Here is a 25,168-nt window from a genome sequence, read left to right on the forward strand (position 1 = left end):
AATATTGAGTGGTGGGTCGCGTAATCGATGTTTGCTCGTCTGCACCGTCGATAAATAGCGCTATACTCGCTCTCTTACTGCTGTAACCGCCGGAAGGACAGGGGAGTCGCAGGTGTCTGGAATGAAGCTGTGGCTACGCGGTTTTATACGCGCCCCCTCTTTAACGGCTATTTCATATAAGAACGAATCACCGTCACGATTGCTTCCAAATCGGTAGCGCGTTCCGCAGGATCGGCTTCTTCATTCATCAGATGGTCGCGGATGTGGCCTTCCAGCACTTCACCCATCAATCCGTTCACTGCCCCTCGAATAGCGGCAATCTGTTGCAGAATTTCCAGACAGGAGCGCCCGCCGCCGTCCAGGGCTTTTTCCAGCGCTTCTGCCTGACCTTTGATGCGTCTGACGCGCGTCAGCAGTTTCTTTTTTTCATGAACAGTGTGAGGCATGGCGGCTCCCGTCTTGTATCACCCTATACTGGGGTATAGTATATTTTCATCATTTCATTTTCAGGCTGGCCTATCGGCTGCCTGATTCGGACGCTAACTATGACGGATTTTTCCTTACTTTTGCAGCAGGGTGTCGCTAATGCCTGGTTATTTATCCCCAGCGCTGTTCTGTTGGGGGCACTGCATGGCCTGGAGCCGGGTCACTCCAAGACCATGATGGCGGCGTTTATCGTGGCAATCCGCGGCACGGTGAGGCAGGCGGTAATGCTGGGCGTCGCCGCTACATTGTCTCATACCGCCGTGGTCTGGTTGATTGCGTTGGGCGGGATGTATCTGAGCCGGCAGTTTACCGCTGAATCCGCCGAGCCCTGGCTACAATTTATTTCCGGCATCATTATTTTGGGGACTGCCATCTGGATGTTCTGGCGTACCTGGCGCGACGAATGGGCATGGAAACAACACCAGCATAGTCATGGTCACCATCATGACCACGGCCACGAGCATCATCATCACGACCATGAACATGCCCATCATCACGAACATGCTCATCATCACCATGATGTTTCTCATGCTGATCATCATTCTGGTCATCAACATGATCACGCACAGCCTCAAGGTGAATATCAGGATGCGCATGAACGGGCGCACGCCGACGAGATTCGCCAGCGCTTTGCCAACCGGGAGGCGACCAATGGGCAGATTCTATTGTTTGGCCTCACCGGCGGATTGATTCCCTGTCCGGCCGCTATTACGGTGCTGCTGTTGTGTATTCAGGTGAAGGCTTTTACGCTGGGGGCGGCACTGGTGGTCTGTTTCAGTATCGGACTGGCATTGACGCTGGTAGCGGTTGGGGTCGGCGCGGCGCTCAGCGTACAACATGCCGGCCGCCGCTGGCCGGGATTCGCCGCACTGGCGCGGCGGGCGCCTTACTTTTCCAGTGTGCTGATCGCGGTGGTAGGGATGTATATGCTGTTGCATGGCTGGGTACGTTTGCCGTTATAACCGTGCCGACCGTTGTAAAAACGGCGATGTTGTGGCCTTGCTTGCAAGCCTGAGGTTGCCGTTGTGAATTTTTTTCCTGAAAATCCGCCTCTTCTCTTCCGGTCCGCAGGAAAAGATGTTTAAATTATCAATCATAAAATTTGCATAAATATGCATTGATGCGCGATGATTCATCGCAGTCGATTCTGATGGCGCCGTGTCGTGCGCGTCTCAATGCATAACCAGACATTGCGTAACCCGGCGGCAGGGCTGCTAAGCTTAACGCCATCGAAATCAAGCAGGGACTAATAGTTATGACGACGATTTTGAAACATCTTCCGGTGGGCCAGCGGATTGGGATTGCTTTCTCCGGTGGTTTGGATACCAGCGCAGCCTTATTGTGGATGCGTCAGAAAGGCGCTGTGCCGTATGCCTATACCGCGAATCTGGGCCAGCCTGATGAAGATGACTACGACGCCATTCCACGTCGTGCCAAAGAGTACGGTGCTGAAAACGCCCGTCTGATCGATTGCCGTAAACAGTTGGTAGCGGAAGGCATTGCTGCGATTCAGTGCGGTGCGTTCCATAACACGACCGGCGGTATGACCTACTTTAACACTACCCCGCTGGGCCGCGCAGTGACCGGCACTATGCTGGTCGCCGCGATGAAGGAAGACGGCGTTAATATCTGGGGCGACGGCAGTACTTACAAAGGTAACGATATTGAGCGTTTCTATCGCTACGGTCTGCTGACCAACGCCGAGCTGAAAATTTACAAACCCTGGCTGGATACCGACTTCATCGACGAACTGGGCGGCCGTCAGGAGATGTCCGAGTTTATGACAAAGTCGGGCTTCGATTACAAAATGTCGGCGGAAAAAGCTTACTCCACCGACTCCAACATGCTGGGCGCAACGCACGAAGCGAAGGATCTGGAATTCCTCAACTCCAGCGTGAAAATCGTCAATCCAATCATGGGTGTGAAGTTCTGGGACGAAAACGTACGTATTCCGGCCGAAGAAGTAACGGTACGGTTCGAACGCGGCCACCCGGTAGCGCTGAACGGGCAGACATTCTCTGATGACGTGGAATTGCTGCTGGAAGCCAATCGCATCGGCGGTCGTCACGGTCTTGGTATGAGCGATCAGATCGAAAACCGTATCATTGAGGCGAAAAGCCGCGGTATTTATGAAGCACCGGGAATGGCGTTGCTGCACATTGCTTACGAGCGCCTGGTTACGGGGATTCATAACGAAGACACCATCGAGCAGTACCATGCTCATGGTCGCCAACTGGGTCGTTTGCTGTATCAGGGGCGCTGGTTCGATCCGCAGGCGTTGATGCTGCGTGATGCCCTGCAACGTTGGGTGGCCAGCGAAATTACCGGCGAGGTGACGCTGGAATTGCGTCGCGGCAACGACTACTCGATTCTGAACACCGTATCGGACAACCTGACCTACAAGCCGGAACGTCTGACGATGGAAAAAGGCGAATCCGTCTTCTCGCCGGATGACCGTATCGGCCAACTGACGATGCGTAATCTGGATATCACGGATACTCGCGAAAAACTGTTTAATTACGTGGAAAGCGGGCTGATTTATTCCGGCAACGCCGGCCTGCCGCAGGTTGCTACCCCGTCGCTGCAAGACAAGTCGGCAAAATAATCTCGGACTGAATGTAACAAAGGGCATCCCATCAGGATGCCCTTGTTTTTTTGCGCGCCGTCTTTTGCTTCCCGGCTCCGATGCTCATGTGAATATCAGCGGTTGTTGACCAGATGTTTTTCAACACGGCCCAGCAAGGTGCGCAATTGGTTTTTTTCGTCGTCACTGAATGGGGAGAGAATATCGCGTTCATTTGCGACGTGTTCTTCCACTACCCGGTTGATGAGGGCAAAACCTTCATCGGTCAACTGGATATTCACGGAGCGGCGGTCACCTTCAATCGGCATTCGACGCAGCCAGCCGGCTTGTTCCAGCCTGTCGAGCCGGCTCGTCAACGTGCTGTTGTTAATCATCAGTGCGCTGACAATCTGGGATGGGCTGATGGCATAAGGCGCGCCGCGTCTGCGTAGCGTCGCCAGAATGTCGAACTCGCGTGCGCTCAATTTATATTTGCTGAACACTTTGTCCAGTGCGCGGTCAATCAACAAACTGGCGCGAGAGAGGGTGCCAATCACCAACATCGGTTCAACATCAAGATCGGGGCGTTCATTGCGCCATTGTTGAACTATATCAGATACTTCCAGGTAGCGTGCCATTAACTAATATCCTTAATTAATATAAAGACCATTCCTTTTTATTGCAGCGTAGGTCAATACCGTTACGCGATCAACCCTACTGTAATATTCTTGAGAGAAATATTCAACGTAGTATGTTATTGACACGGTAGTTACGTGAACGTATATTACGAAATCGTAATATGTAGTGTTGTTTATCGGTGTCACAGGATGTGATGCATCAAGATAAAGGACTATCACAGTGAGTAAGTCAGGAGAACTGCACATGGATGTGCGCCTTCTGTACGGCCGGAGAGGCTGTACATGCCTCAGGCTGAGCTGGTTCGGTAAGCCGGATCGCGCTTTTTGACAGAAACAGTTTGAGGAAGGTTCATCTCGTGAAATTAAAAGACTTCGCTTTCTATGCCCCTTGCGTCTGGGGCACCACCTACTTTGTTACGACCCAGTTTCTTCCTGCCGACAAGCCGTTGCTGGCTGCGCTGATTCGTGCGCTGCCGGCGGGCCTTGTTCTCATTTTCGGTAAAAAGCTCCCGCCGGTCAGCTGGTTATGGCGATTATTTGTGCTAGGTGCACTCAATATCGGCGTATTTTTCGTCATGCTGTTTTTTGCGGCTTATCGTCTGCCCGGCGGTGTCGTGGCGCTGGTGGGGTCACTTCAACCGCTTGTCGTCATTCTACTGTCTCTCCTGTTGTTGACGCAGCCGGTGCTGAAAAAACAGATAATGGCGGCGGTGGCCGGCGGGATCGGCATTGTCTTGCTGATTTCATTACCGGAAGAGTCGTTAAATCCGGCTGGGCTGGCGGCATCGGTACTGGCGACGGTGAGTATGGCGTCGGGGTTGGTGCTGACCAAGAAATGGGGCCGCCCGGCCAAAATGACGATGCTGACGTTCACCGGCTGGCAGCTATTCTGTGGCGGGTTGGTGATTCTGCCGGTACAGATATTTTTGGAGCCGCTGCCGGATGCCATCACCTGGACTAACCTCGCCGGTTATTTTTACCTGGCTATCCCCGGCTCGTTGTTGGCGTATTTTATGTGGTTTTCCGGTCTTGAGGTTAATTCTCCGGTCATTATGTCGATGTTGGGCTTTCTCAGTCCAATGGTTGCGTTGTTAGTGGGATTTTTATTCCTTCACCAGGGGTTGTCCGGTCCACAATGGGTGGGTGTGGTACTGATTTTTTCAGCAATTATTATTGTGCAGGATATCTCGTTATTTTTCAGAAGAAAAAATCAATGCAGTTAATACGGTCTGATTTTACTTCTAAATGAAATAATATTTTTTGATGTGTGTAGAGAAATTTAACTGATTGGGCAATGTACTGAGGTGTTGAAAGTTGCAATACATTGAATATTCTATATGCCAATTTTTTAAATGTTAAAAAACAATTAACCTAATACATTTTGGTGATTAAATTAATCGTTAATATCTTGCAGACAGGAAAATAATTTTTTAATTTAATGAGAAGGTGATGTGACGATCGGCAACGTCAGCTGTCGAGGGTAATATCACTCGATAATAATGCAGGATGCATTGTTATCAATAATATCATGTACTCATGATTGCTATGTCATTGATGCCAGACGTGAGTCATACCTGCGTCTGCAGGAAAGACATCGTCCGGATATAAACTGACATAATCCCCCCCAGGATGAGAGAATATTATGTCTAAAACGGATTTTTCGCATGAATTGCTGCGGTTTAGTGACGAAGTAAAGGACGCGTTGCATACCGGTAAGCCGGTGGTGGCGCTCGAGTCAACAGTGATTGCCCATGGCCTGCCTTACCCCGACAATGTCGCCACCGCCCAAAAGATCGAAGCGGTCGTGCGTGCCGAAGGGGCGATTCCTGCGACGATTGGTATCGAAAACGGCCGATTTCTGATTGGCATGTCGGATGCCGATATCGAACGGTTTGGTGCGACCAACGGTATTCCAAAAGCCAGCAGCCGTGATATTCCGGTGATTCTGGCGCAAGGGGGAAAAGGCGCCACCACCGTGGCGTCGTCGTTAGTGGCGGCGGATCTGGCCGGCATCCCGTTTTTCGCGTCGGCCGGTATTGGCGGCGTACACCGCGGGGCGGAAAAGTCGATGGATATCTCTGCCGACCTGGTCCAGTTCACCCGCTCCCGGGTTGCCGTCGTGTGCGCCGGCGCCAAGAGTATTTTGGATCTTGGTCTGACGCTTGAATACCTGGAAACCCAGTGCGTACCTATCATTTCCTATCAATCTGACGATTTTCCCGCGTTTTACTGCCGTTCCAGTGGTTTCCCCAGCCCCCATCGCCTGGATGACCCTGCAGTGGTTGCTCGTTCCATTGAGATGCACTGGAAGCTGGGTAACCGTAGTTCAGTGCTGATTACCCACCCTATTCATGAAAACGACGCTATCGATAAAGATGAGGTCGAGTCGATTATCCGTGAAGCCGCGCTTCAGGCGGAACATGAGGGAATTCGCGGGCCGGGCGCCACGCCGTATTTGATGCGTGCCGTCGCCAGGGCGACGCAAGGACGAACAGTAAAAGCGAATATGTCGGTACTGATCAGTACGGCGGCGTTGGCCGGCAAACTGGCCTGCGCCCATACCGATTACCTGCGACAGCACAATCAGGCATAAGGATGTGTCTCATGAAACCACTGGTTATTTTTGATTTAGACGGCACGCTGGTCGATACGCCGAGCGGTATCGTCAGTGCGTTTGTGACGACATTGCGTGATCTGGGCCTGCCGTTTGAGGACCGCCGCGCCATTCGCGCCACCATCGGCTTACCGTTGGAAAAAGCGTTTAGCCAGCTTTTGTCGCTGCCGGTTGACGATGAACGGGTTGCGGCGGCTATCAGGCGATATCAGGCTGTATTCCGCGAACAGGTGCTGCCTCTGGCGCCAGGGCTGGTATTCCCGGGGGTGGTGGACGGCCTGAGCCTGCTCCAACGCCAGGGCTATGCGTTGGCGGTAGCCACCAGCAAGGTATTTGTCAGCGCTCAGGCATTGCTGGAGGCGGCGGGATTGTGGCCGTTCTTCGATCTGGTGCTGGGGGCCGATATGGTAACGCACCCTAAGCCGCACCCTGAAATGGGGTTGCTGGCGATGTCGCGTCTGGGTGCCCGTGCCTCAACCACCGCCATGGTGGGAGACACCACCCATGATCTGTTGATGGCGAAACAAGCGGGGATGGTGGCTATCGGGGTTACCTGGGGTATTCATCACGTCGAGCAGCTTAAATCGGCGGAGCCGCAGGTTATTGTTGATACATTCGGCGAGGTAGTCGGGGCTGCCCACGCATTATTAAAGTTGTCTTCGTCCCCGGTGTCCTATTGTTGATTCTTTCTGATTTTTCTTAATCGATTTATTTGTTCTGTATAGGTATTTGGCCTGAAGACAGGAGTCTTCGGTCAAATATTTTATATGACGTTTTTACCTTGAAATAAACCTGTTAATTATATTTTTACCGATTCATGTATGAGGATTGTAATGGATAACATCTCGAATCACGCGATGAATTACCCCGCATTGGTATTGGATAAAGGATTATTACCGAATGATGACACCGCTTCGCTGTCTCGTTATCTTTTTTCTGTCCTGACATTGGCTGTGTCGCGTATTACTCAAAACGAGGAAATGGTGGTTGGTTTTCATTTGCCGCCACAAGAAGTCTCTGTTTGGGAAAATAACAATCATATTCATGGGGATATTATTCCCCTGAATATTCCATTGAATAGTTCTACGCCGATTTGCGGATTTATTCAGAATATAACGGACTGGATGACGCCGGAGACTATTCAGCAGAACAACGACATGAACATCCGGGCGCTGACATTGGGCAGACAACAGGCACCGCATGATGTCTTTGACCTGGAAGTGACATGGCGGCCGCCCGTGGATAATGAGCCGGTTCGGGCGTTGGTTTGTTATGTCGACAGCAGCGAAGAGACATTCACGTTAACGCTACGGTCTAATCCCGCTCGTTTTAGTTCGGCACTGGTGCAGAAATTGCCTGCGGTATGGCGCCAGATAATCGAATTTGCCGGAAAAAACGGTGTAGAAACGCTACGAGATATCCGTCTGATTGACGACGACGAGCGTGACCATGTCCTGCATCGCTTTAATCAGACCGACCACGAATGGAGCGGTGAGACAAGCATCGTCGCGCAACTGAAAAAACGGGCGCAATACCAGCCGGAACAGACCGCGGTGGTGTTTCGCGATCAACAACTGAGCTTCCGGCAGCTTTATCAACAAGCCGGTGCGCTGGCGCATTACCTGAGTGCGCAGAGTACGGCGCGCGAGCGTTGTGTCGGGTTGTTTGTCGAGCCGTCGTTGACGCTGATGACCGGTGTCTGGGGGATTCTGCTTTCCGGCAACGCTTACCTGCCGCTGTCGCCGGAATACCCGGAAGACCGGTTGGCTTATATGCTGGAAAACAGTCAGGCTCGCATCGTGGTGACTCAGCCCCATTTACGTGAACGGTTGCTGGCGCTGGCGCCGCCGGGTGTGCAGGTGGTTACGCCCGATGATGTCGACGCGTTTATGCGCCGACAGGCGTCGGCGCTGCCCGAGGCACCGGCAGTCGAGATAGCCCCGCATCATCTGGCCTATGTGATTTACACCTCCGGCAGCACCGGCAAGCCTAAAGGCGTGATGATCGAGCATCACAGCGTGCTGAATCAAATGAACTGGCTGGCACAAACCTTTGCGCTGAATAATGAGACGGTGATTTTGCAGAAAACGCCGATGAGTTTTGATGCGGCGCAGTGGGAAATTCTGTCGCCGGCGTGCGGTTGCCGGGTGGTCATGGGGGAGCCGGGCGTGTACCGCAACCCGGAACAACTGGTGGAGATGCTGGCGGAGTACCAGATAACGACGTTGCAGTGTGTGCCGACGTTGCTGCAGGCGTTGCTGGATACCGAACGCCTGACGGATTGCCCGGCGCTGCGGCAAATTTTCAGCGGCGGCGAGGCGCTGCAAAAACATCTGGCGCAGGCGTGTCTGGAAACGCTGCCGGAGTGCGAGCTCGTCAATTTGTACGGGCCGACCGAATGTACTATCAACAGCTCCGCTTTCCGTGTAGACCTTGCCGGGGTCAGACAAGGGCCGGACACCTTGTCGATTGGCGCGCCGGTGGCGAATACCCGGTATTATATTCTGGATAACTGCCTGACGCCGGTGGCGGTCGGGCAGACCGGGGAGTTGTACATCGGTGGCGATGGGGTCGCCCGCGGGTATCTGAACCGCGACGATCTCACCGCCGAACGTTTCATTATCGATCCGCTTGCCCCCGTCGGGGCCGGGCGACGTTTGTACAAAACCGGCGATATCGCCAGTTGGAATCCTGACGGTACGGTCCAGTATGCCGGCCGCGCCGATAATCAGGTGAAGTTACGCGGTTACCGTGTCGAGCTGGATGAAATTCGTTCGGCGATCGAAACCCATGAATGGGTGAAAGCGGCGGCCGTGATCGTCAAGCATGATCCTTTCACCGGTTATCAGAACCTGATTTCGTTTATTGAATTGAACGCCCGTGAAGCGGCGCTGATGGATCAGGGCAATCACGGCTCGCATCACCAGTCCAAAGCCAATAAAGCGCAAGTGATGTTGCAATTGGCGAACAAAGGATGCCGGGAGTTTCCGGCGGACTGCGCGTTCTATACGCTTGATCTGCCGGGTAAGCAACCGGATGAAAAACAACGAATCACGGCATTTTCCCGCAAAACGTATCGGTTTTACGACGGCGGCGCCGTCCGTCGCGACGATATTTTATCGCTGTTGCGTCAGCCGTTATTGACGGCGGTTTCCCGTCAGCCTGATGAACTGACGCTCGATGAGCTGGGGCATTGGCTGCGTTATCTCGGCCAGTTCACCAGCGCGGAACGGTTGTTGCCCAAATACACCTACGCTTCGCCGGGGGCGTTGTACGCGACGCAGGTTTTTCTGGAGCTGAATGGCGTGGGCGGCCTTGCTGCCGGGCATTATTACTATCAGCCGGTTCACCATCAGTTGATTCGGGTCAGCGAGTGCGTCTGCGTAGCGCCGGGTAGTTTACGGTTGCATTTTGTCGGCAAGAAAAGCGCGATTGAGCCCATCTATAAAAACAATATCCGTGAAGTACTGCAAATGGAGATGGGGCACATCATCGGTATGTTGGATAACGTTCTGCCGGGTTACGGTTTGGGCGTGGAACTGTGTGACGCAGCAGGGCTGGACCCGGCGCCGTTGGCCATTGGCCAGGACGACGATTATCTGGGGGCTTGCGATGTGCTGTGCGGGCCGCGTCTGCCTGCGGATGATTGCCTGGATATTTACGTGCAGACAGCGGGCACTCGCCTCGCCGACCTGCCGGCCGGGACGTATCGTTATGTCCACGGCGACCTGCAACACATTGCGGACGGCGTTATCGATAAAAAGCATGTGATCGCCATTAATCAGGCCGTCTATGAGCGTGCGTCGTTCGGCATCAGCATCGCCAGCCGAACCGAGGGTTGGGCGGGGTATGTGCATGTCGGGCGTTATCTGCAACATCTACAGATGAATGACATCAACATCGGTTTGATGTCTTCCGGGTATAGCTCGGAAACGGGTAACGATCTGCCTGCCGCCCGCCGTTTTTGGCAAATACTCGGCCATCGCACCGGGCCGTATTATTTCTTCATCGGCGGACGCATCAGCGATGAGCAGAAATACAGTGAAGGCATGAAAGAGGATACGGTGCACATGAAAGGGCCGGCGGAGATGATTCGTGATGATCTGGCGGCTTTCATGCCGGATTACATGATGCCGAACAAGGTGCTGATTGTGGATGAGATGCCGCTGACGGTAAACGGCAAAGTCGATATGAAAGCGCTGGCGAATATTAATGTCGAGTTGAAGCATAAAACCATCGTGGCGCCGCGAAACCCGCTGGAACAGCAAATCATGGCTGTCTGGCAGGCGAAGCTGAAACGCGAAGCGATGTCGGTGGATGACAATTTCTTCGAGTCGGGGGGCAATTCGCTGATCGCGGTGAGTCTGATCAATGAGTTGAACGCCACGCTGAATGCCAATCTGCCGCTGCAGGTGTTGTTTCAGGCGCCTACCGTTGAAAAACTGGCGGCGTGGTTGAGCCGAGCGCGTCAGGAGCCGATATCCCGGCTGGTGCAGTTACAGCCGAAAGGACGTCAGGCGCCGATCTACTGCTGGCCCGGCCTGGGGGGATATTGCATGAACCTGCGGTTGCTGGCGCGTCAGTTGGGAACGGAGCGACCGTTTTTGGGGATTCAGGCGCACGGCATCAATCCAGACGAGGTGCCTTACGCCACCATCAGTGAGATGGCCGCCAGGGATATTGAACTGATTCGCCGGCATCAACCGCACGGGCCCTATACGCTGTGGGGATACTCTTTCGGCGCGCGGGTCGCATTCGAAACCGCCTGGCGACTGGAGCAAGCCGGCGAAGTGGTGGAGAGCCTGTATCTGCTGGCGCCGGGGTCGCCGAAACTACGTAATGACCGTGTGGCTGCTATGCATCGGTCCGCGGATTTTGATAATCCCGGTTACCTGACCATTCTGTTTTCGGTGTTTATCGGCAGTATTACTGACCCGGCGTTGGCCCGCTGTCTGGAAACGGTGCGTGACGAGGAAAGCTTTGTCACCTTTATCACCGAGCTGAATCCGGCGTTGGATGACGGCCTGGTGCGGCGGATTACCCGTATTGTGGCGCAGACTTTCGAGTTCTCTTATACCTTCAGCGAGCTGCAACAGCGGCAACTGAATACGCCCGTCACCATCATCAAGGCGCAAGGTGACGACTATTCATTTATCGAGAATCACGGCGGGTTTTCTGCCTTGCCGCCTACGGTGCTGGATTTAACGGCGGATCACTACAGCATGTTGAAAGAAGCCGGCATCGCTGAACTGACGAGCGTTATTCAGTATCAACAGACGCCGCCCAGCCAGGTGGGGTGAGACGGCGTTAGGCGCAACGCGCGCGGGGTGATACCTGCGCGTTTTTTCAGGGTTGTCCCGCTATTGAGCCGATTTTTTCGCTATTTTGCGGGTGATATCCCATATTTTGGCGTAATTATCCCATTTTTGAGACGAGAAGCGTGCTGAAAAACCGGCGTCGGCAATTGCGGATAAAAACAAAATGCGTTTGTTGGCAAAGTGTCTGATGCTGACTGCGATCGTTCGTAAGTCATAAACGGTGCTGCTGGAAACAGTTGCGTGCTCTGCGTCTATCCATGATGCGTCTGTACTATAAGCCTCTGTGCGACATGAGGATGGTGACCGTGCGAACTTCATCGGAAACCGGCATGTTTTGCCTGAATGCCATTCATCATGAAGCGCCGGAGCGCATTCGGCGCTTTCCTTTGGCTGAACTGGGGGATTCGCACCAGTTGCGGGAAGGGCAGCGTCGGATGATGGAAAAGCTGTACCAGTTGAAATCGGTGCCGATGCGTTCCGACAGCCATGAAGAGATGCTGGAATCCGTGGTGGCTGGGCTGATTAATGATTGGCCGGCGCTGCCTTCGCAGGATGGGTTGCTGATTTACGCTAAAACGCAGACGCACAACACGTTCTTCGACCGCCACTGGCTGGATGACATTCTGCTGCGCCAGCAACTGGGGCGCTGGGACGTCACGACGTTGGGCCTGAATCATTGTGCCGGCGCATTATCGGCATTGCATCTGGTGCGGCACAGCGCGGTGCGGCGGAACAGGCCGGTGTTGTTGTTGACGGGAGAAAAAGCGTTTCACCCCGAAATCAATCGTTTCACGGTCGGCGTACAAGGAGAGTTACCGGTGGCGGCGCTGTTCAATGCTGCCCGCAGTCCGTGGCGGGTAACGTTTACGGCAGTCAGGCACCTGAGCCGTTTTTATAACAACCCGGATACTATGACCCGGCAGGAAAAAGCAGAACTTAATCGCTGCCTGCTGGATGAGTTGTGCCTTTTTATTGTCGATGCCGTCAGGGATAGCGGCATGAGCATGGACGAGATGGACTATTTTGTTCCCTGCAATCTTAATTTCCCGTTATTACGCCAGATGGCAACGCGTCTGAATATGGGTGAGCGTTTATTCAGTCAGCAAGTGTCTGATTATGGACACCTGTATTGTTCGGACGTGTTATTTAATTTTTCTTCACTCATTAAAACTACAACCGGCTGCGCGAAAAATTATTTTTGTTTTTCGATGGGAATGGGCGTCACGCTTTCCTGCGCGCTAATACAGCAAATTGATCGTTAAACAGGAGACAGACATGTCTGCGTTATTACTCACAATTCAACAAGCGTTACGTGACGTCATGGAGAATGACGATATCGAGATTAATGAAAAAACGGATTTTGATCATGACCTCGATCTGGACTCGGTAATGTTTGTGCAATTTTTGCTGACGCTTGAAGATAATATTGACGGACTGCTGTTCGATCCTGATCAAATCAATATGGATGCATTTACTACCGTAGGCAGCCTGATTGGTTGGCTGAACGCGAATGTGCTGGCGGAGGTTCGGCATGTCGGTTGAGCGTATTCGGCACGTCTGGGAAGCCTTTCGGGATCAGCCGTTGTCTGAGGCGCTATTGGTGTTGTTGCAGCCGCCGCCGGGCGAAGCGCAATGCCTTCGCCCGGAAACGCAATACCTTCACCCGGAAGCGCACTACCTTCACCCGATTGGGTATCAGATTCAGGATATCAGCCGCCTGCCCGATGCAAGCCAGCCGCAGCGCCTATTCGACCGGGTGCTTAACCACCTCGGTCTGGACGCGGTTCGCGGCACGGAGACCATCGTTCTGCCGGCCAGTTTTCCGATACTGGTGTGCGCCGCGCGTCTGGGGGTGTTGGCCCGTATACAAACCATGAGCTGGCAGCATCTGTCGGGCCGCCAAAGCTTTGGTACTAAAACCACCCGCCATCAACTGATTAAAGCCAGCTTTGCCGATATCGCGGGCAAAGCCTCGCTACTGCTGGAGCAGCAGTACCAGCGTTTGCGGGAGGGTGACTTTGCCGGGCTGGAAGATGATCACTACCAAATTACCCAGCTTAATAATGAGGCGGAAAAGATGATGGGCGGGCATGGCTTCCTGCTGGGCAATACCCACAGTTTGTCTTATTTCTCCATGATGCTGTACAGCATTTATGGCAAGGCGAGCAGTCTGGCGGCGGCCTGAATACGAATCGAGGAAGGAATGATGAGCCTGATCGCGCGTGTGGTATCCAGAGCCGCCCCGGCTGCAAGCGGGGATATACGGCAGATCATGGCATTGGCGTGGCCGATGATGGTCACCGCCGTGGTGGTTTCGCTGTCTCAGAATATGCAGATTGCGATTCTGGGCAACGGAGCTGAAAGCCAGACATTGCTGACACTCTCTTTTTTGCAGCCGTTCAACTTTCTGTTTATTGCCATTCTGGAATGTCTGGCGATCACCAATCAGGTGTTCAGCGCCCGCTCCCGCCATGACTGGCCGCGACAACGTATTCGGCATAGCACGTTGTTGCTGGGCGTGATCGGGATATTGGCGACGGCGCTGACGGCGCTGTTGTGTCGGGTGCTGGCGCTGCCGTTGTCCAACTGGATGAACAGCCCGGATCTGGCATTGATGCAAAACGCCGCTCCCGGATATCTGTTATCGATGACGCCGTTTCTGGCGCTGGAAATGTGCAATGCCGCGTTACGCGGGCAGGGCAAAACCGTACCCGCCATGACGCTGATGTGCGGCTATGTGTTGCTGAGCGCGGCAGGTTGCTATCTGGGTTTTCATGTTTATCAGTTAGGGTTTGATGCGGTGCTGCTGGCGAATAGCCTCCCGGCGTTGGTGTTGCTGCCGCTGGCGGTGCGGTCATTGCGTCAGGTTGCCAGGCCGGTGCCGGATGAGAGGCCACGCGCGTTTTTGCCCCGTCTGCTGGCGTTGCTGACTCATGCGGGTTTACCGGTCGGATTTTCGATGTTGGTGGTGTTTTTCAGCTCGATGGTGATTTTTCCACTGGTCGCGGCATTGGGGGCCGGGTTTCTGCCTGCGTTTCTGATCGTAATAAAACTGCGGGCTTTTTTCATCATCCCAGCGGTGGCGACGGGGTCCGCCATCGCCATTTTGCTGAATCAGCACCGCAAAACCCACTCCGCGCCACGACAGGTGAGCCTGCTGAACAACGGCGTCTGGCTAATCGTGCTGGCCTATTTGGCGCTAACTCTTGGGGTATGCTGGGCGCGCAACGGTATTCTGGCCGGGTTTTCTAATGACGAGCTCATTCGGCAGTCCAGTCAGCTCTTGTTGCTGCTGTTGTTGCCGACGTTCTTTCTCACTTCGCTGGTCGCGGCGCTGCAAACGTTGCTGGAGCAGGTGGATAGGGGAAAACGGGTGTTGCTCTTCACGCTGGCGTTGGAGTTGCTGATGGTGGCGGTTGCCTTGGGCGCACACCGTTACTTTAATGATGTCCAGACGATTGCCGGGTTGATCGTCGCGTTCAGCCTGGCATATGCGGTGGTGTTCTTGCGTGAGTACCGGCTACTGGCCTGCGCGCTGGGAGAACAGGATGCTGCTGTATAACCTGTGTTACCCCTTGATGTGGCTGGCCACGCTGGTGCAATACAACTATTACCGCGTGCTGGTGAAGTTAAAACGCCGGCCATCGTTGCTGCTTAAAGTACGGATCAAACCGGAAACCCACTATGTCCGGTTGTGCCGTATGTTGCGTCTGGCGGATTTGTGGCTGCTGGAGCGTTGTTCTCTGCATCTGGCGGCGCGTTACCTGTTGAGTCTGTTCGAGACCACGCGTTATGTCGCCTATAAGCAGGTAGACCATGCGTATCTGGCCGGTTTTCAGCAGGAGTGCGTCAGTTTTCAGCACCAGACCGTATATGTGTTTCGCTGGATGCCGCCGGCGGCGGATACGCCGACAAAAACCGTCTTGCTGGTGCATGGCTGGGAAGGTCGCGGCATTATGTTTCGGCCGTTGTGCGAGGCGTTAAAAGCACAGGGGTACGGTGTGGTTATGCCGGATTTGCTGGCGCATGGGTTGTCTGAAGGGAAACGGGTATCCAACTACGAGCTGGCCGGTTTGATTATCGAATTGGGGCGGCGCTATGGCCCGTTTCACGCGGTTGTGGGGCACTCCAGCGGCGGCCTGGTGTGTAGTCTGGCGTTGGCGCAAGGTTTGGCGGCGCAGCGGCTGGTACTGCTGGCAAGTCCGGACAACTTCGGCAAGATGATCGATCGATTTCTGGCGGGGGCCTCGGTGTCGGCGTCGTTGGCCGTACCAATGAAAACGATTTATGCGCAGCGTTTCGGCTTCCATCCAGACCAGATCGGCGAAGCGCTGTATCGCTCGCTGAATTGCCCGGCGTTGATTTGTCATGACCAGCAGGATGCGCGGGTGCATCCTGCTGTTGCCGACGAGATTCATCGCGCGTTCGCCCGCAGTGAGATTTTTTACACCCGCGGGCTCGGGCACCTGGGGATTTTACGCAGCCCTCTGGTACATCAGCGCATTTTGTCGTTTTTATCTGATGCCGGGGCGGGAACCGAAACGCCGTGCGCGCCACTCATTCATGATCCGGCAACATGTCATGCGCCCTCGGCGGCATGTGGTGGCCCGATGCCGGTGGTATCAAAACCGATGTGATGGCGGCAGCGTCTCGTCTGGGGCGGGGGTAATCAGGCCCGCCACCGTCATGGCGGGCACATGATCAATTACAAAGATTATGGATATTATCCAGCAGCACGTGACGAGAAAACAGGTGACGCTGTTTGCCGAAAATAATATCGAAACTCATGTTTTGCAGCGTTCGGGGTGACTCGTTTTCTCGCTCCAGTGAAACCGATTTGCGGTATTTCAGCGGCGGAATATTGTATGTCTTGGTAAAACAACGCGAGAAATGGGGGAGTGAGGAAAAACCGCAGGCGTAGCAAATATCGGTAAGCGACCAGTTAGGGGAAATATGAATGATCTCTTTGGCCAGCGTGAGACGTACACGCCAAATCCAGCGCATCGGTGTAATGTTATAAACCTGATTGAAAAGACGGCAGATATCGAATTTTGATTTACCGCTGACGGCTTCAAGATCTTCCAGCGTAATATTGTTGCCGATATTATCGATAATATAGTCAATAATTCCCGCCAGGCTGGTTGCTTTATTACTGGCTGCCAGTGTTTTTCGCAGGTTAGGGTGGCGGCGGTACATATCCTGAATCAGATTATTGTTGAAAATATCATTGTCTAACGTGTGGGCGAAAGTGTTCTGTAAGCTCATGGTGTCATCCCAAAAAAAATAGACTCCCCGCGTCTGGTCCTGCTTAATCCAAAAATCCTTACAGCGGTGAAGTCAGTGGTTAATTATTGTCCCTTGGTCGGATGTACGAGCTGTCTGACGCAAATTGTGTGCCATGTTGTGAAGGGTTGTTTTTCAAGGGAAAAGCTTACTCCTACCTGTAAATCGTCCCATTAATGGGATGCTCGCGTGCCGAACATGGGATTATTCGTCTCGTAATTGGCAATCCAGATACGTTCCCCCCGCGATGATTTGCGTGTGCGTACGCAGCGTCGATAAGAAGCCAGCCTACGCCGTGGCTGGCGACTGCTGGCTAACAAACAACGCATCAGATGTAATTGGTATGATTTATGCTGGGACTCATCGACATGAGGGAATCGGTTTGCCGGCGATCCGGCATGTGCAGTCGTGATGCCGATGGACAGGCGCAGTACGCAACGGCCGATTAGCGCGAGAAAAAAAAGGCGACCACAGTGGCGAGATGGGCGTATTTTGGACACATTTTTAAAACCAGAGATAAAAGTGAGAGGCCCGCTGCCTGTAAGATACCCTCGGCCTCAGGAAGGCTGACTCTACTTATACACTGAGGATTTCCCATGACGGTGCTGGTTCAACTTGATAATGTGCATAAAATTTTTCTTACCGATGAAATTGAAACTCATGCCCTTAGCAAGATAAACCTTTCTATTCACACGGGAGAATACGTCTCTATCGCGGGGCCGTCCGGTTGTGGGAAGTCGACGTTGCTGTCCATTATGGGATTGCTGGATACGCCGACGGAAGGGCAATACCGATTGAACGGCACGGATGTGGAACGCATCAGCCGCCGGGAGATGGCCCGGCTGCGCAACCGGGAAATCGGTTTTATCTTTCAGTCCTTCAACCTGATAAGCGATTTGACCATCGCGGAAAACGTGGCGCTGCCGCTGACTTACCGTAAAGAGTTGTCGCGTGCTGAGCAGAAAGCGCGGGTGATTCAGGCGCTGGAGAAGGTCAATATGTCGCATCGCGTACGGCATTACCCTTCACAGTTATCCGGTGGGCAGCAGCAACGGGTTGCCGTCGCGCGCGCCATTGTCGGCAAACCGTCGTTATTGCTGGCGGATGAACCCACCGGCAACCTGGATTCCGCTAATGCCGAAGCGGTGATGAATATTCTGGATGAGTTGCATCAGGACGGCGCGACCATCTGCATTGTTACCCATGACCCGCGTTCCGCCATGCGCGCTCAGCGTACCATTGTGCTGTCCGACGGACAGGTCGTGGCCGATGGCGAAAACGGGCAACTGCGTCAGGCGGTATAATACGATGAATTTCTGGTTTGATATTCGTTATGCCCTGCGCCTGTTGCTGAAAAGCCCCGGATTCAGCGTACTGACTATTACCGTCATGGCGTGTGGCCTGGGGCTAGCGCTGTATATGTACTCTGTTATCAACACCATCATGTATAAAACGCTGCCGTACCCGAAGGGTGAAGGTATGGTGATGGTGACGCCGAAAATGGACGGCGAGAGTCTTAATGATGCCGGGCTAAACTTTTTAGACTATGAGTTTATCCGGCAGAAGGCGACGAATCTGAAAGATATCAGCTATTTTTATGCGGATTACGCCGATCTGAAAGATAGCGAAAAGTCGGTCCGGTATATTGCGGTGTACAACACCCCGGACATGTTTAGTTATACCGGCGTTATGCCTTTTCTCGGTCGTGCCTTCACTTTGCAGGATATGCAATCCGATGCGGCGCCGGTTGCGGTAATTAGTTATCAGCTTTGGCAAAGTTACTTTAATGGCCGTAGCGATATTCTTAATCAAACCGTCAAAGTGAACGGCAGTAATACCCGGGTGGTCGGCGTAATGCCCAAGGGGTTCGCTTTTCCTTTCTATCATGACCTGTGGCTTCCTTCGCGTCTCGACCCCAAACTCTTTCCCGACCGGGAAATGGCGCCGGAGGTATTTGTCTTCGGGCGGTTGCCGTCAGGGGGCAAGGCGATGGTTACCACTCAAGAGCTGGATAGCCTGCTGCAGGACGCGGCGCGCCAGTATCCGACTAAGACGAATAAAAGTATTTCGGCGAACGTGTTGTCTTTTCAGGAAAGTTTTACCGGGGAAGAAACGGCGCAAACCTTTTTCGTCATGTTGTCCGCAGTGGGTTTTATCCTGTTGCTGGCTTGTTTCAACGTTGGCAACCTGTTGTTGGCGCGCTCTAACCAGCGTACCCGGGAAATCGCTATTCGCATGGCGATAGGGTCGCCGATGTCCCGGCTGGTAATGCAGATGCTGTGGGAAAGTCTGATCATCAGTTCTATTGCCGGAGTCATCGGTGTGTTGCTGGCTTCCTGGGGATTGGATATCACCAATTATATTTTTCCTAAATTTGTACCGAACAAAGTACCGGTCTGGTGGCATTTGTCGCTGGATGGCGGATTGATTCTGGATGCGATCATCCTGATTCTTGCCACCGCGCTGATCACCAGCGCACTGCCGGCATGGAAAATCGCTAACGGCAAATTTGCTTACGCATTGCGTGACGGTGCCAATGGTGATCAAGGAAGAAAAGCCGGGCGTTTCAGCCGATCGTTGGTGGTCGTTGAGGTAGCGTTGTCTTGTTCAATACTCTGTATCAGTGTATTGCTGTTGTTTCTGGTGATGCGAGCCACCAAAGCCGATTATGGCGTGCCTATCGATAATTTTTTGGTCGCGAAAATCAATGTCGATCAGGATAGCTATCCGGATGATGATAGCCGCCGGAAGCTGTATTCCTCGTTGATTGATCAGATTTGTGCGATTCCGGGTGTGCAAGCTTGTGGTATTACGTCCAGTACTCCGGGACAATTCACCTTTCCTCATCAGATAGTAACGGAAAATAGGGTGCCCGAGGGGCAGGATGCTTCGCCTTATTCACTTGTGAATGATGTACGCGTCATGCCGGGCAGCCTGACGGCGATGGGCGCAAAATTGTTGAGCGGCCGGGAGTTTACCGAGAGCGACGTTGATTCCACGTTGCCGGTTGCCGTGGTAAGCGATTCGTTTATCACTAAATACTGGCCGCATGAAAAAGCGGTGATTGGGAAGCAGCTGCGTTTTCGCGACGGCAATGACTACCGTTGGTTCACCGTCGTGGGGGTGGTTTCACATATTATCCACGGGCGGCCGTTCAGCGAGTTCAAGACCCGTCCGACAGTGTATCGTTCCCTGACGCAACTTCGGCAGGTCAATCCGTCACTGACGATGATGATTAAGGCTCCACAGCCGCAGCGGTTTTCAAAACCGCTACTCAATGTACTCAATACATTAGGTCCAACTATAGAAAGTACCCCGCCGCAGACGCTAAGCGAGCAACTCTCCCGCAATACCATTGGCGTACAGTTCGTCACCAATCTGTTTCTGCTGTTTGGCGCGGCGGCGATGGTACTTGCCGCCAGCGGCATTTATGGTGTGACGCAACACGCTATAAACCAACGAACCCAGGAGATTGGCATCCGGCAGGCGTTAGGTGCGACACCGACCCGATTACTCCGTATGCTTATGTTCTCGGGGTTCAGGCAGTTATTCGCCGGCCTGGCGCTTGGATTACCGTTAGCGATATTTGCCGCGCCCAAAATCAATCGGGTATATGGCGATGGCGGCGGTAACTTCATGCTGTTGTTTGGCGGCGTCGCTCTGTTTATCGTGATTATCGTCGCGCTGGCCACCTGGATCCCGTCCCGACGCGTCATCATGATGAAACCGGGTGATGCGATACGTTATGAATAAACGGGGCGGGCAGCATATTGCTCAACGCTCCAGTTTCCCGCAACAGAGCCGTTAATAGCTACCACTGATCGATATAGTTACCACGGATCGATTATGCTGTAAGGGGCTCGCGGCAGGTGCTTCCCTGCGGCGTAGTCCGTCAGTGTGAATTTCAGTATCAACCCGCGTGATAAGGACCCATATGGCGGATAAGCAACATATCCTCATTGTTGATGATGACGCACATATTCTGGCCAGCTTGCAGATGCTGTTGTCCATGGAAGGTTATCAGGTCACACTCTGCTCCGCTGTCGAGCAGGTGCCTGTTCAGTTATCCCAACATGATTTTGATTTGATCTTGATGGATATGAACTATCAGCGCGATACCACGTCCGGGCAGGAGGGATTGGTATTGCTGGAAGAGATCAAACGGTATGACGAATACCTGCCTGTGGTGGCGATGACAGGCTGGGGCAGCGTCGATATTGCCGTCAGCGCGATGCGGGCGGGAGCGGTGGATTTTATCCAGAAACCCTGGGACAACGAGCGGCTGCTGAATGTGATTCGTCAGCAGATCTCTTTTAGCCTCAGCCAGCGCTCCGGTAAACGCCTGAAAGAAGAAAATAAGCTGCTGAAGCTGGAGCTGGAAGACAATTTTAATGGCGAGTGGGTGGTGGAGTCCGCGCCGATGAAACAGCTGATGCGGATGGTGGAGCAGGTCGCGGCGACGGAAACCAACATCCTGATTTTGGGTGAAAACGGTACCGGCAAAAGCCTGTTGGCCCGGGTTATCCATCAGCTTTCTTCGCGCCGTGACGAGAACATGGTGTCGGTGAACGTGGGGTGCATCAACGAGAACCTGTTCGAAAGCGAAATGTTCGGTCATGTAAAAGGGGCGTTTACCGATGCGCGGGAAAGCCGTGTCGGGCGTTTCGAACTGGCGGATAAAGGTACGCTGTTTCTGGATGAGGTCGGCAACCTGCCGATGACCCAGCAAAGCAAGTTGTTGCGCATTCTGGAGGAGCGGAATTTTGAGCGGGTGGGGTCATCCCGTACCTTGAAAACCAACTGTCGCATTATTGCCGCCACGAACGCCGATTTAAGCGCCAGAGTGCGGGAAGGGACGTTTCGTCAGGATCTCTATTACCGTCTCAATACTATTGAGTTACACGTGCCGTCGCTGGCGGAGCGGCGGCAGGATATTATGCCGTTGGCGCTGAATTTCATCGACCGGTACGCCAGAAAATACAACAAGCCGGTGCCGGAGCTCAGCGCGTCCGGGCAGGCGGCGTTATATGGCTATCACTGGCCGGGTAATATCCGCGAATTGAGTCATTTGCTGGAACGTGCGGTGCTGCTGTGTAGCTCATCACGGCTGAACAGTGAGGATATTTTCCCGTCACTGCCCGGCGCACCGCAAAAAATGGCGAGAGCCGAGCCGGAGCTGGCTTGTGATGCGACTCTGGCCGATATTGAAGAACGTCTGCTGTGTCAGCGTATGGCGAAATTTGAGGGGAATGCCATCAAGGCGGCCCGTTCGCTGGGGCTGAGCCGCAGTGCGTTTTACCGACGACTGGAAAAATACAAGATTAACCATGAGTAAACTCGACTCCTCTTTTGAGCCTCCTCACCTGTTGTCATTCAATGTCGCGGCAATCGCGGGGTTGCTCGGGTATTTTCTGCTATGGCTGTTCCCCGATCAGTCGGTATATCTGAAGATACTGACGGTATTCATCATTTTCCTGTGTCTTATCTACAGCAGCTTTACGTTTTCCGAGCGCCTGAACGGCAAGATCCATGTCGTCTCCAACCTGCTGGAAGCGCTGGAACAGGAGAATTTCAGCTTGCGCGGCGTGACCAAGGGTAAAAGTGCGTTCGATAATCTGATCCGACAGATTAACCAACTGTCCGGCACCATGGCGCGCAGCCGTCAGCAACAAAAAGAGACTTACTATGTGCTGCACAAGGTTATCTCCAACATTAATATCAGCGTGTTTGCGCTGGATGCCGAGCGACGCATCATCTGGTGCAACGATGCCGCGGCGGCATTAGTCAACAAGCCGCCGTCGTTACTGATAGGGCAACCGGCGGCGGAGTTCGGCCTGGAAGGTTTGTTGCAGCAGTCGTCCGATGCCGAACCCGTTGACTGGCGTTTCCCCAGTTCGCGGGGAATGTTCCAGATTCGCCATGATTCTTATATTGAAGATGGCCGACAAAACCATCTGTTATTCATCAGCGACGTGAGCAAACTGTTGCGTAACGAAGAGCAGAAAACCTGGCAGAACCTGCTGCGGGTGATCAGCCATGAGATCAACAATTCGTTGACGCCGATTGCGTCCATCAGCCAGACGCTGTTGCAGGTATTCAGGAGAGATAATCAGCACCCGTCGGCGCCGGATCTGATTAATGGCATGGAAATTATCAATAATCGCGCCCGCGAGCTGATCGCTTTTGTCGGTAGTTATCGGCAGTTAAATCGCTTGCCGCCGGCCAACAAACAACCGTGCGATATCGCCGGGCTGATGATGCAAATGGCGATGCTGTTTCCACAACGCAAGCTGGTTTTTTCCGGTGAGACGCCGCAGCCGGCGATGATTGACGCCAATCAAATACAGCAGATGCTGATTAATTTGCTCAAAAATGCCGATGAAGCGATGGCGCCTGGGAAGGGTGAAATTGTGCTGCGCTGGAAAGTGATTGCCCGGCAATTACACATCGAGATTATCGATCAAGGTAAAGGGGTGGCGAATATCGAAAATCTATTCGTGCCGTTTTATACCACCAAAACGCATGGCAGCGGCATTGGCCTGATCCTGTGTCGACAAATTGTCGAAGGGCATGACGGGCATCTGACGCTGGAGAACCGTAAGGATGCAGAAGGTTGTGTCGTCAATATCTTCCTGCCGCTGGGATGACCTGACGGCGAGAGCAGAGTCGTTCCCCCATTGCGTCGTGGTGCTGCGAGCGCAACTGGCGCATCCGACGATAGTCGCACAGGCTCGTCAGGCCTGCGGTCTTGACGGAACGGCGGAATTGACGTCGCGTCAGTTGGCGGAAGGAATGCTGCGAACGCTGCTGGCTCCGTTATGTCGGCAGGAAGCCGCGGCGCTACGCTTTGAGCGTAACCCACATGGCAAACCGTTTTTACCGCAACACTCGGCCATTCAATTCAACCTGTCCCATACGCATAGCGCGTTCGCGTTTGCTTTTGCTCGTCACGGCGCGGTAGGCGTGGATGTAGAAAGCTGTCAGGGGCAGGTGAACCGCAAGCGAGCGGTGGCGGCACGCTTTTTTCACCATGACGAAGTTCGCTGGCTGGATTCGCTCGATGATGCAGGCTTCCTGCCTGCCTTCACCCGCTTGTGGAGCCGCAAAGAAGCCTATATTAAGGCGTTGGGGTTAGGGTTGCATAAATCGCTGGCGTCGTTCAGTTGTCTGGACGACGGGCAGGGCGCCATTCAGGTGGTGGATTCCGGGCAGGCGATTGACGGCGGGTTGGGTGAAGAATGGATAACGGGCGAGCCATCCGTCGCGCTGAGCTACTGCCTGTTGCCTGACGGTGCAGCCCGGCAGGATGCGTGGCGCGTGTTGTTAATACAGGATGATGCGCAGATAAGCTAACACCCTGATTTTAGCAGCCGTCATGCTCTATCAGACTGGCGATACCGTTGTCGACCTGAACGTGCGTATCAGGCGCTACCCGCACTCTGGCGCCGGTAGTCACGGTGCCGCTCAATTGCCGCACATGGCATAACCGCGCATCAACGCCCATGGCGATATTCACGACGGCTTCTTGTGCGGAAAAGGCTTTTTCATGGGAATTAAAGGCGGCGCCCATCGCCAACGACAGGTCGAGCCGATGCGTCGTGCCTGCGATAGTAAGGTCTGCGCCCATGCTGCCGTTGACGGTGAATGTATCGGGTGACACCGCACAGGCGGGAACGGCCATCTTAACCCCGGCTTGTGCTTTAACGGTATTGATCGGAGCGGCGACGGTGATTCTGATCGTCGCGTCGTGATTACGCAGGATGCTGTCGTCGCTGGCGTGGTTTTCTATGAGTAGACTTTGTCCCTGAGGGCGGATGACCAGCTTTTCCAGGACATCCTGTCTGGCGCTGGTCTCCACGCGGTATCCATTACCGCAAACCAAAGTGACGTTAAGGCCACGGCTGACATCCAGTGTCGTAAAGGAGGGCACATCCACATTTTGCTGATTCACCGGTGAACAGGCTACCGTCAATGGCAGCAACACCAGCGCGGAACAAAGCAGCGCTTTCATCCCTCTCTCCTTTTTCCGTTGCGCTCCCTGCAGGTCAAACCTGATATTCCTTATCAGGAGGGAACCCGCGGCCAGTCTGTCCTTGTCTGGCCATCCCGTCCGATTATTCGTCCATAGTATCGGGCGGGGCGGTTCGGTTACATCCTTGTCTCTTCATCGCCGGCACGCCGGTGAAAAGCTTTCCCTGATCACTATTATGCCTAGCGGAATAATCGATTGTTGTCTGAAATTGAGTGTTACTCTGATAAATGCGGC

The 25,168-nt window shown here is 53.6% G+C and carries 20 protein-coding genes; 16 read left to right on the top strand and 4 right to left on the bottom strand.

Annotated features, from left to right (window positions below; all coding sequences use genetic code 11):
• Positions 1-167: 167 nt before the first annotated feature.
• Positions 168-446: a metal/formaldehyde-sensitive transcriptional repressor gene (locus tag FDP13_RS08810; protein WP_012767849.1), complete on the bottom strand. Its 279-nt coding sequence runs from the start codon at positions 444-446 to the stop codon at positions 168-170.
• Between the two features lie 99 nt (positions 447-545).
• Here FDP13_RS08810 and FDP13_RS08815 point away from each other — a divergent pair, with 99 nt between their 5' ends.
• Entirely contained in the window at positions 546-1,448 is a 903-nt protein-coding gene (locus FDP13_RS08815) for a nickel/cobalt efflux protein RcnA (protein ID WP_143839239.1), read from the top strand.
• 293 nt (positions 1,449-1,741) lie between these two features.
• The gene (argG, locus tag FDP13_RS08820; RefSeq protein WP_012767851.1) at positions 1,742-3,091 is read left to right on the top strand and encodes an argininosuccinate synthase; all 1,350 of its coding nucleotides are present in this window, start codon (positions 1,742-1,744) and stop codon (positions 3,089-3,091) included.
• 95 nt (positions 3,092-3,186) lie between these two features.
• Here argG and FDP13_RS08825 read toward each other — a convergent pair whose 3' ends face one another.
• Positions 3,187-3,687: a MarR family winged helix-turn-helix transcriptional regulator gene (locus FDP13_RS08825; RefSeq protein ID WP_012767852.1), complete on the bottom strand. Its 501-nt coding sequence runs from the start codon at positions 3,685-3,687 to the stop codon at positions 3,187-3,189.
• A gap of 356 nt (positions 3,688-4,043) precedes the next feature.
• Here FDP13_RS08825 and FDP13_RS08830 point away from each other — a divergent pair, with 356 nt between their 5' ends.
• From FDP13_RS08830 to FDP13_RS08870, 9 genes are all read left to right on the top strand, one after another.
• Positions 4,044-4,910: a carboxylate/amino acid/amine transporter gene (locus FDP13_RS08830; RefSeq protein WP_050516145.1), complete on the top strand. Its 867-nt coding sequence runs from the start codon at positions 4,044-4,046 to the stop codon at positions 4,908-4,910.
• A gap of 419 nt (positions 4,911-5,329) precedes the next feature.
• Positions 5,330-6,280 (top strand): pseudouridine-5'-phosphate glycosidase, encoded by a 951-nt coding sequence (locus FDP13_RS08835; protein WP_012767854.1) that lies wholly within the window; start codon positions 5,330-5,332, stop codon positions 6,278-6,280.
• 11 nt (positions 6,281-6,291) lie between these two features.
• A complete protein-coding gene (locus FDP13_RS08840) occupies positions 6,292-6,984 on the top strand; it encodes an HAD family hydrolase (RefSeq protein WP_033577081.1) in 693 nt (230 codons plus the stop codon).
• 150 nt (positions 6,985-7,134) lie between these two features.
• The gene (locus FDP13_RS08845) at positions 7,135-11,601 is read left to right on the top strand and encodes an amino acid adenylation domain-containing protein (protein ID WP_143839240.1); all 4,467 of its coding nucleotides are present in this window, start codon (positions 7,135-7,137) and stop codon (positions 11,599-11,601) included.
• Positions 11,602-11,948: 347 nt separating this feature from the next.
• Positions 11,949-12,881 carry a 3-oxoacyl-[acyl-carrier-protein] synthase III C-terminal domain-containing protein gene (locus tag FDP13_RS08850; RefSeq protein WP_143839262.1) on the top strand — a complete coding sequence of 311 codons (933 nt, stop codon included), beginning with the start codon at positions 11,949-11,951 and terminating at the stop codon, positions 12,879-12,881.
• A gap of 13 nt (positions 12,882-12,894) precedes the next feature.
• Positions 12,895-13,161 carry an acyl carrier protein gene (locus tag FDP13_RS08855; protein ID WP_012767858.1) on the top strand — a complete coding sequence of 89 codons (267 nt, stop codon included), beginning with the start codon at positions 12,895-12,897 and terminating at the stop codon, positions 13,159-13,161.
• The gene (locus FDP13_RS08860; RefSeq protein ID WP_143839241.1) at positions 13,151-13,804 is read left to right on the top strand and encodes an acyl-CoA dehydrogenase family protein; all 654 of its coding nucleotides are present in this window, start codon (positions 13,151-13,153) and stop codon (positions 13,802-13,804) included. The genes FDP13_RS08855 and FDP13_RS08860 overlap by 11 nt, the downstream gene beginning before the upstream one ends.
• Before the next feature lie 18 nt (positions 13,805-13,822).
• Positions 13,823-15,181, top strand: a complete 1,359-nt coding sequence (locus FDP13_RS08865) for an MATE family efflux transporter (protein WP_234424394.1) — start codon at positions 13,823-13,825, stop codon at positions 15,179-15,181.
• Complete coding sequence (locus tag FDP13_RS08870) at positions 15,168-16,256, top strand: alpha/beta hydrolase (protein ID WP_143839242.1); 1,089 nt, start codon at positions 15,168-15,170, stop codon at positions 16,254-16,256. The genes FDP13_RS08865 and FDP13_RS08870 overlap by 14 nt, the downstream gene beginning before the upstream one ends.
• 64 nt (positions 16,257-16,320) lie before the next feature.
• Here FDP13_RS08870 and vfmE read toward each other — a convergent pair whose 3' ends face one another.
• The gene (vfmE, locus tag FDP13_RS08875; protein WP_012767862.1) at positions 16,321-16,884 is read right to left on the bottom strand and encodes an AraC family transcriptional regulator VfmE; all 564 of its coding nucleotides are present in this window, start codon (positions 16,882-16,884) and stop codon (positions 16,321-16,323) included.
• Positions 16,885-17,498: 614 nt separating this feature from the next.
• Between vfmE and FDP13_RS08880 the strand changes: the two genes are divergently transcribed.
• The 5 genes from FDP13_RS08880 (at position 17,499) to FDP13_RS08900 (ending at position 24,255) form a co-directional block, all read left to right on the top strand.
• Positions 17,499-18,206, top strand: a complete 708-nt coding sequence (locus FDP13_RS08880) for an ABC transporter ATP-binding protein (protein ID WP_012767863.1) — start codon at positions 17,499-17,501, stop codon at positions 18,204-18,206.
• A 4-nt stretch (positions 18,207-18,210) separates the two neighbouring features.
• A complete protein-coding gene (locus FDP13_RS08885; RefSeq protein ID WP_143839243.1) occupies positions 18,211-20,655 on the top strand; it encodes an ADOP family duplicated permease in 2,445 nt (814 codons plus the stop codon).
• Between the two features lie 181 nt (positions 20,656-20,836).
• Positions 20,837-22,237: a two-component system response regulator VfmH gene (vfmH, locus tag FDP13_RS08890; RefSeq protein ID WP_143839244.1), complete on the top strand. Its 1,401-nt coding sequence runs from the start codon at positions 20,837-20,839 to the stop codon at positions 22,235-22,237.
• Entirely contained in the window at positions 22,230-23,549 is a 1,320-nt protein-coding gene (vfmI, locus tag FDP13_RS08895; protein WP_033577088.1) for a two-component system sensor histidine kinase VfmI, read from the top strand. Before vfmH ends, vfmI begins: the two co-directional genes overlap by 8 nt.
• Complete coding sequence (locus FDP13_RS08900; protein WP_234424395.1) at positions 23,518-24,255, top strand: 4'-phosphopantetheinyl transferase superfamily protein; 738 nt, start codon at positions 23,518-23,520, stop codon at positions 24,253-24,255. Before vfmI ends, FDP13_RS08900 begins: the two co-directional genes overlap by 32 nt.
• Before the next feature lie 10 nt (positions 24,256-24,265).
• Here the strand turns inward: FDP13_RS08900 and FDP13_RS08905 are convergent, their stop codons facing one another.
• Positions 24,266-24,913, bottom strand: coding sequence for a GIN domain-containing protein (locus FDP13_RS08905; RefSeq protein ID WP_143839245.1), 648 nt, complete (start codon positions 24,911-24,913; stop codon positions 24,266-24,268).
• Positions 24,914-25,168: the final 255 nt, after the last annotated feature.

This window comes from Dickeya sp. ws52 (genome assembly GCF_007210685.1).
Lineage (GTDB): Bacteria > Pseudomonadota > Gammaproteobacteria > Enterobacterales > Enterobacteriaceae > Dickeya > Dickeya chrysanthemi.

Bases quoted from the DNA above. Each gene is read 5' to 3' on its own strand.
- vfmE (WP_012767862.1), bottom strand. From the start codon at position 16,884: ATGAGCTTACAGAACACTTTCGCCCACACGTTAGACAATGATATTTTC.
- FDP13_RS08885 (WP_143839243.1), top strand. From the start codon at position 18,211: ATGAATTTCTGGTTTGATATTCGTTATGCCCTGCGCCTGTTGCTGAAA.
- FDP13_RS08835 (WP_012767854.1), top strand. From the start codon at position 5,330: ATGTCTAAAACGGATTTTTCGCATGAATTGCTGCGGTTTAGTGACGAA.
- argG (WP_012767851.1), top strand. From the start codon at position 1,742: ATGACGACGATTTTGAAACATCTTCCGGTGGGCCAGCGGATTGGGATT.
- FDP13_RS08905 (WP_143839245.1), bottom strand. From the start codon at position 24,913: ATGAAAGCGCTGCTTTGTTCCGCGCTGGTGTTGCTGCCATTGACGGTA.
- FDP13_RS08840 (WP_033577081.1), top strand. From the start codon at position 6,292: ATGAAACCACTGGTTATTTTTGATTTAGACGGCACGCTGGTCGATACG.
- FDP13_RS08825 (WP_012767852.1), bottom strand. From the start codon at position 3,687: ATGGCACGCTACCTGGAAGTATCTGATATAGTTCAACAATGGCGCAAT.
- FDP13_RS08845 (WP_143839240.1), top strand. From the start codon at position 7,135: ATGGATAACATCTCGAATCACGCGATGAATTACCCCGCATTGGTATTG.
- vfmH (WP_143839244.1), top strand. From the start codon at position 20,837: ATGGCGGATAAGCAACATATCCTCATTGTTGATGATGACGCACATATT.
- FDP13_RS08810 (WP_012767849.1), bottom strand. From the start codon at position 446: ATGCCTCACACTGTTCATGAAAAAAAGAAACTGCTGACGCGCGTCAGA.
- vfmI (WP_033577088.1), top strand. From the start codon at position 22,230: ATGAGTAAACTCGACTCCTCTTTTGAGCCTCCTCACCTGTTGTCATTC.
- FDP13_RS08815 (WP_143839239.1), top strand. From the start codon at position 546: ATGACGGATTTTTCCTTACTTTTGCAGCAGGGTGTCGCTAATGCCTGG.
- FDP13_RS08855 (WP_012767858.1), top strand. From the start codon at position 12,895: ATGTCTGCGTTATTACTCACAATTCAACAAGCGTTACGTGACGTCATG.
- FDP13_RS08880 (WP_012767863.1), top strand. From the start codon at position 17,499: ATGACGGTGCTGGTTCAACTTGATAATGTGCATAAAATTTTTCTTACC.
- FDP13_RS08870 (WP_143839242.1), top strand. From the start codon at position 15,168: ATGCTGCTGTATAACCTGTGTTACCCCTTGATGTGGCTGGCCACGCTG.
- FDP13_RS08850 (WP_143839262.1), top strand. From the start codon at position 11,949: ATGTTTTGCCTGAATGCCATTCATCATGAAGCGCCGGAGCGCATTCGG.
- FDP13_RS08865 (WP_234424394.1), top strand. From the start codon at position 13,823: ATGATGAGCCTGATCGCGCGTGTGGTATCCAGAGCCGCCCCGGCTGCA.
- FDP13_RS08860 (WP_143839241.1), top strand. From the start codon at position 13,151: ATGTCGGTTGAGCGTATTCGGCACGTCTGGGAAGCCTTTCGGGATCAG.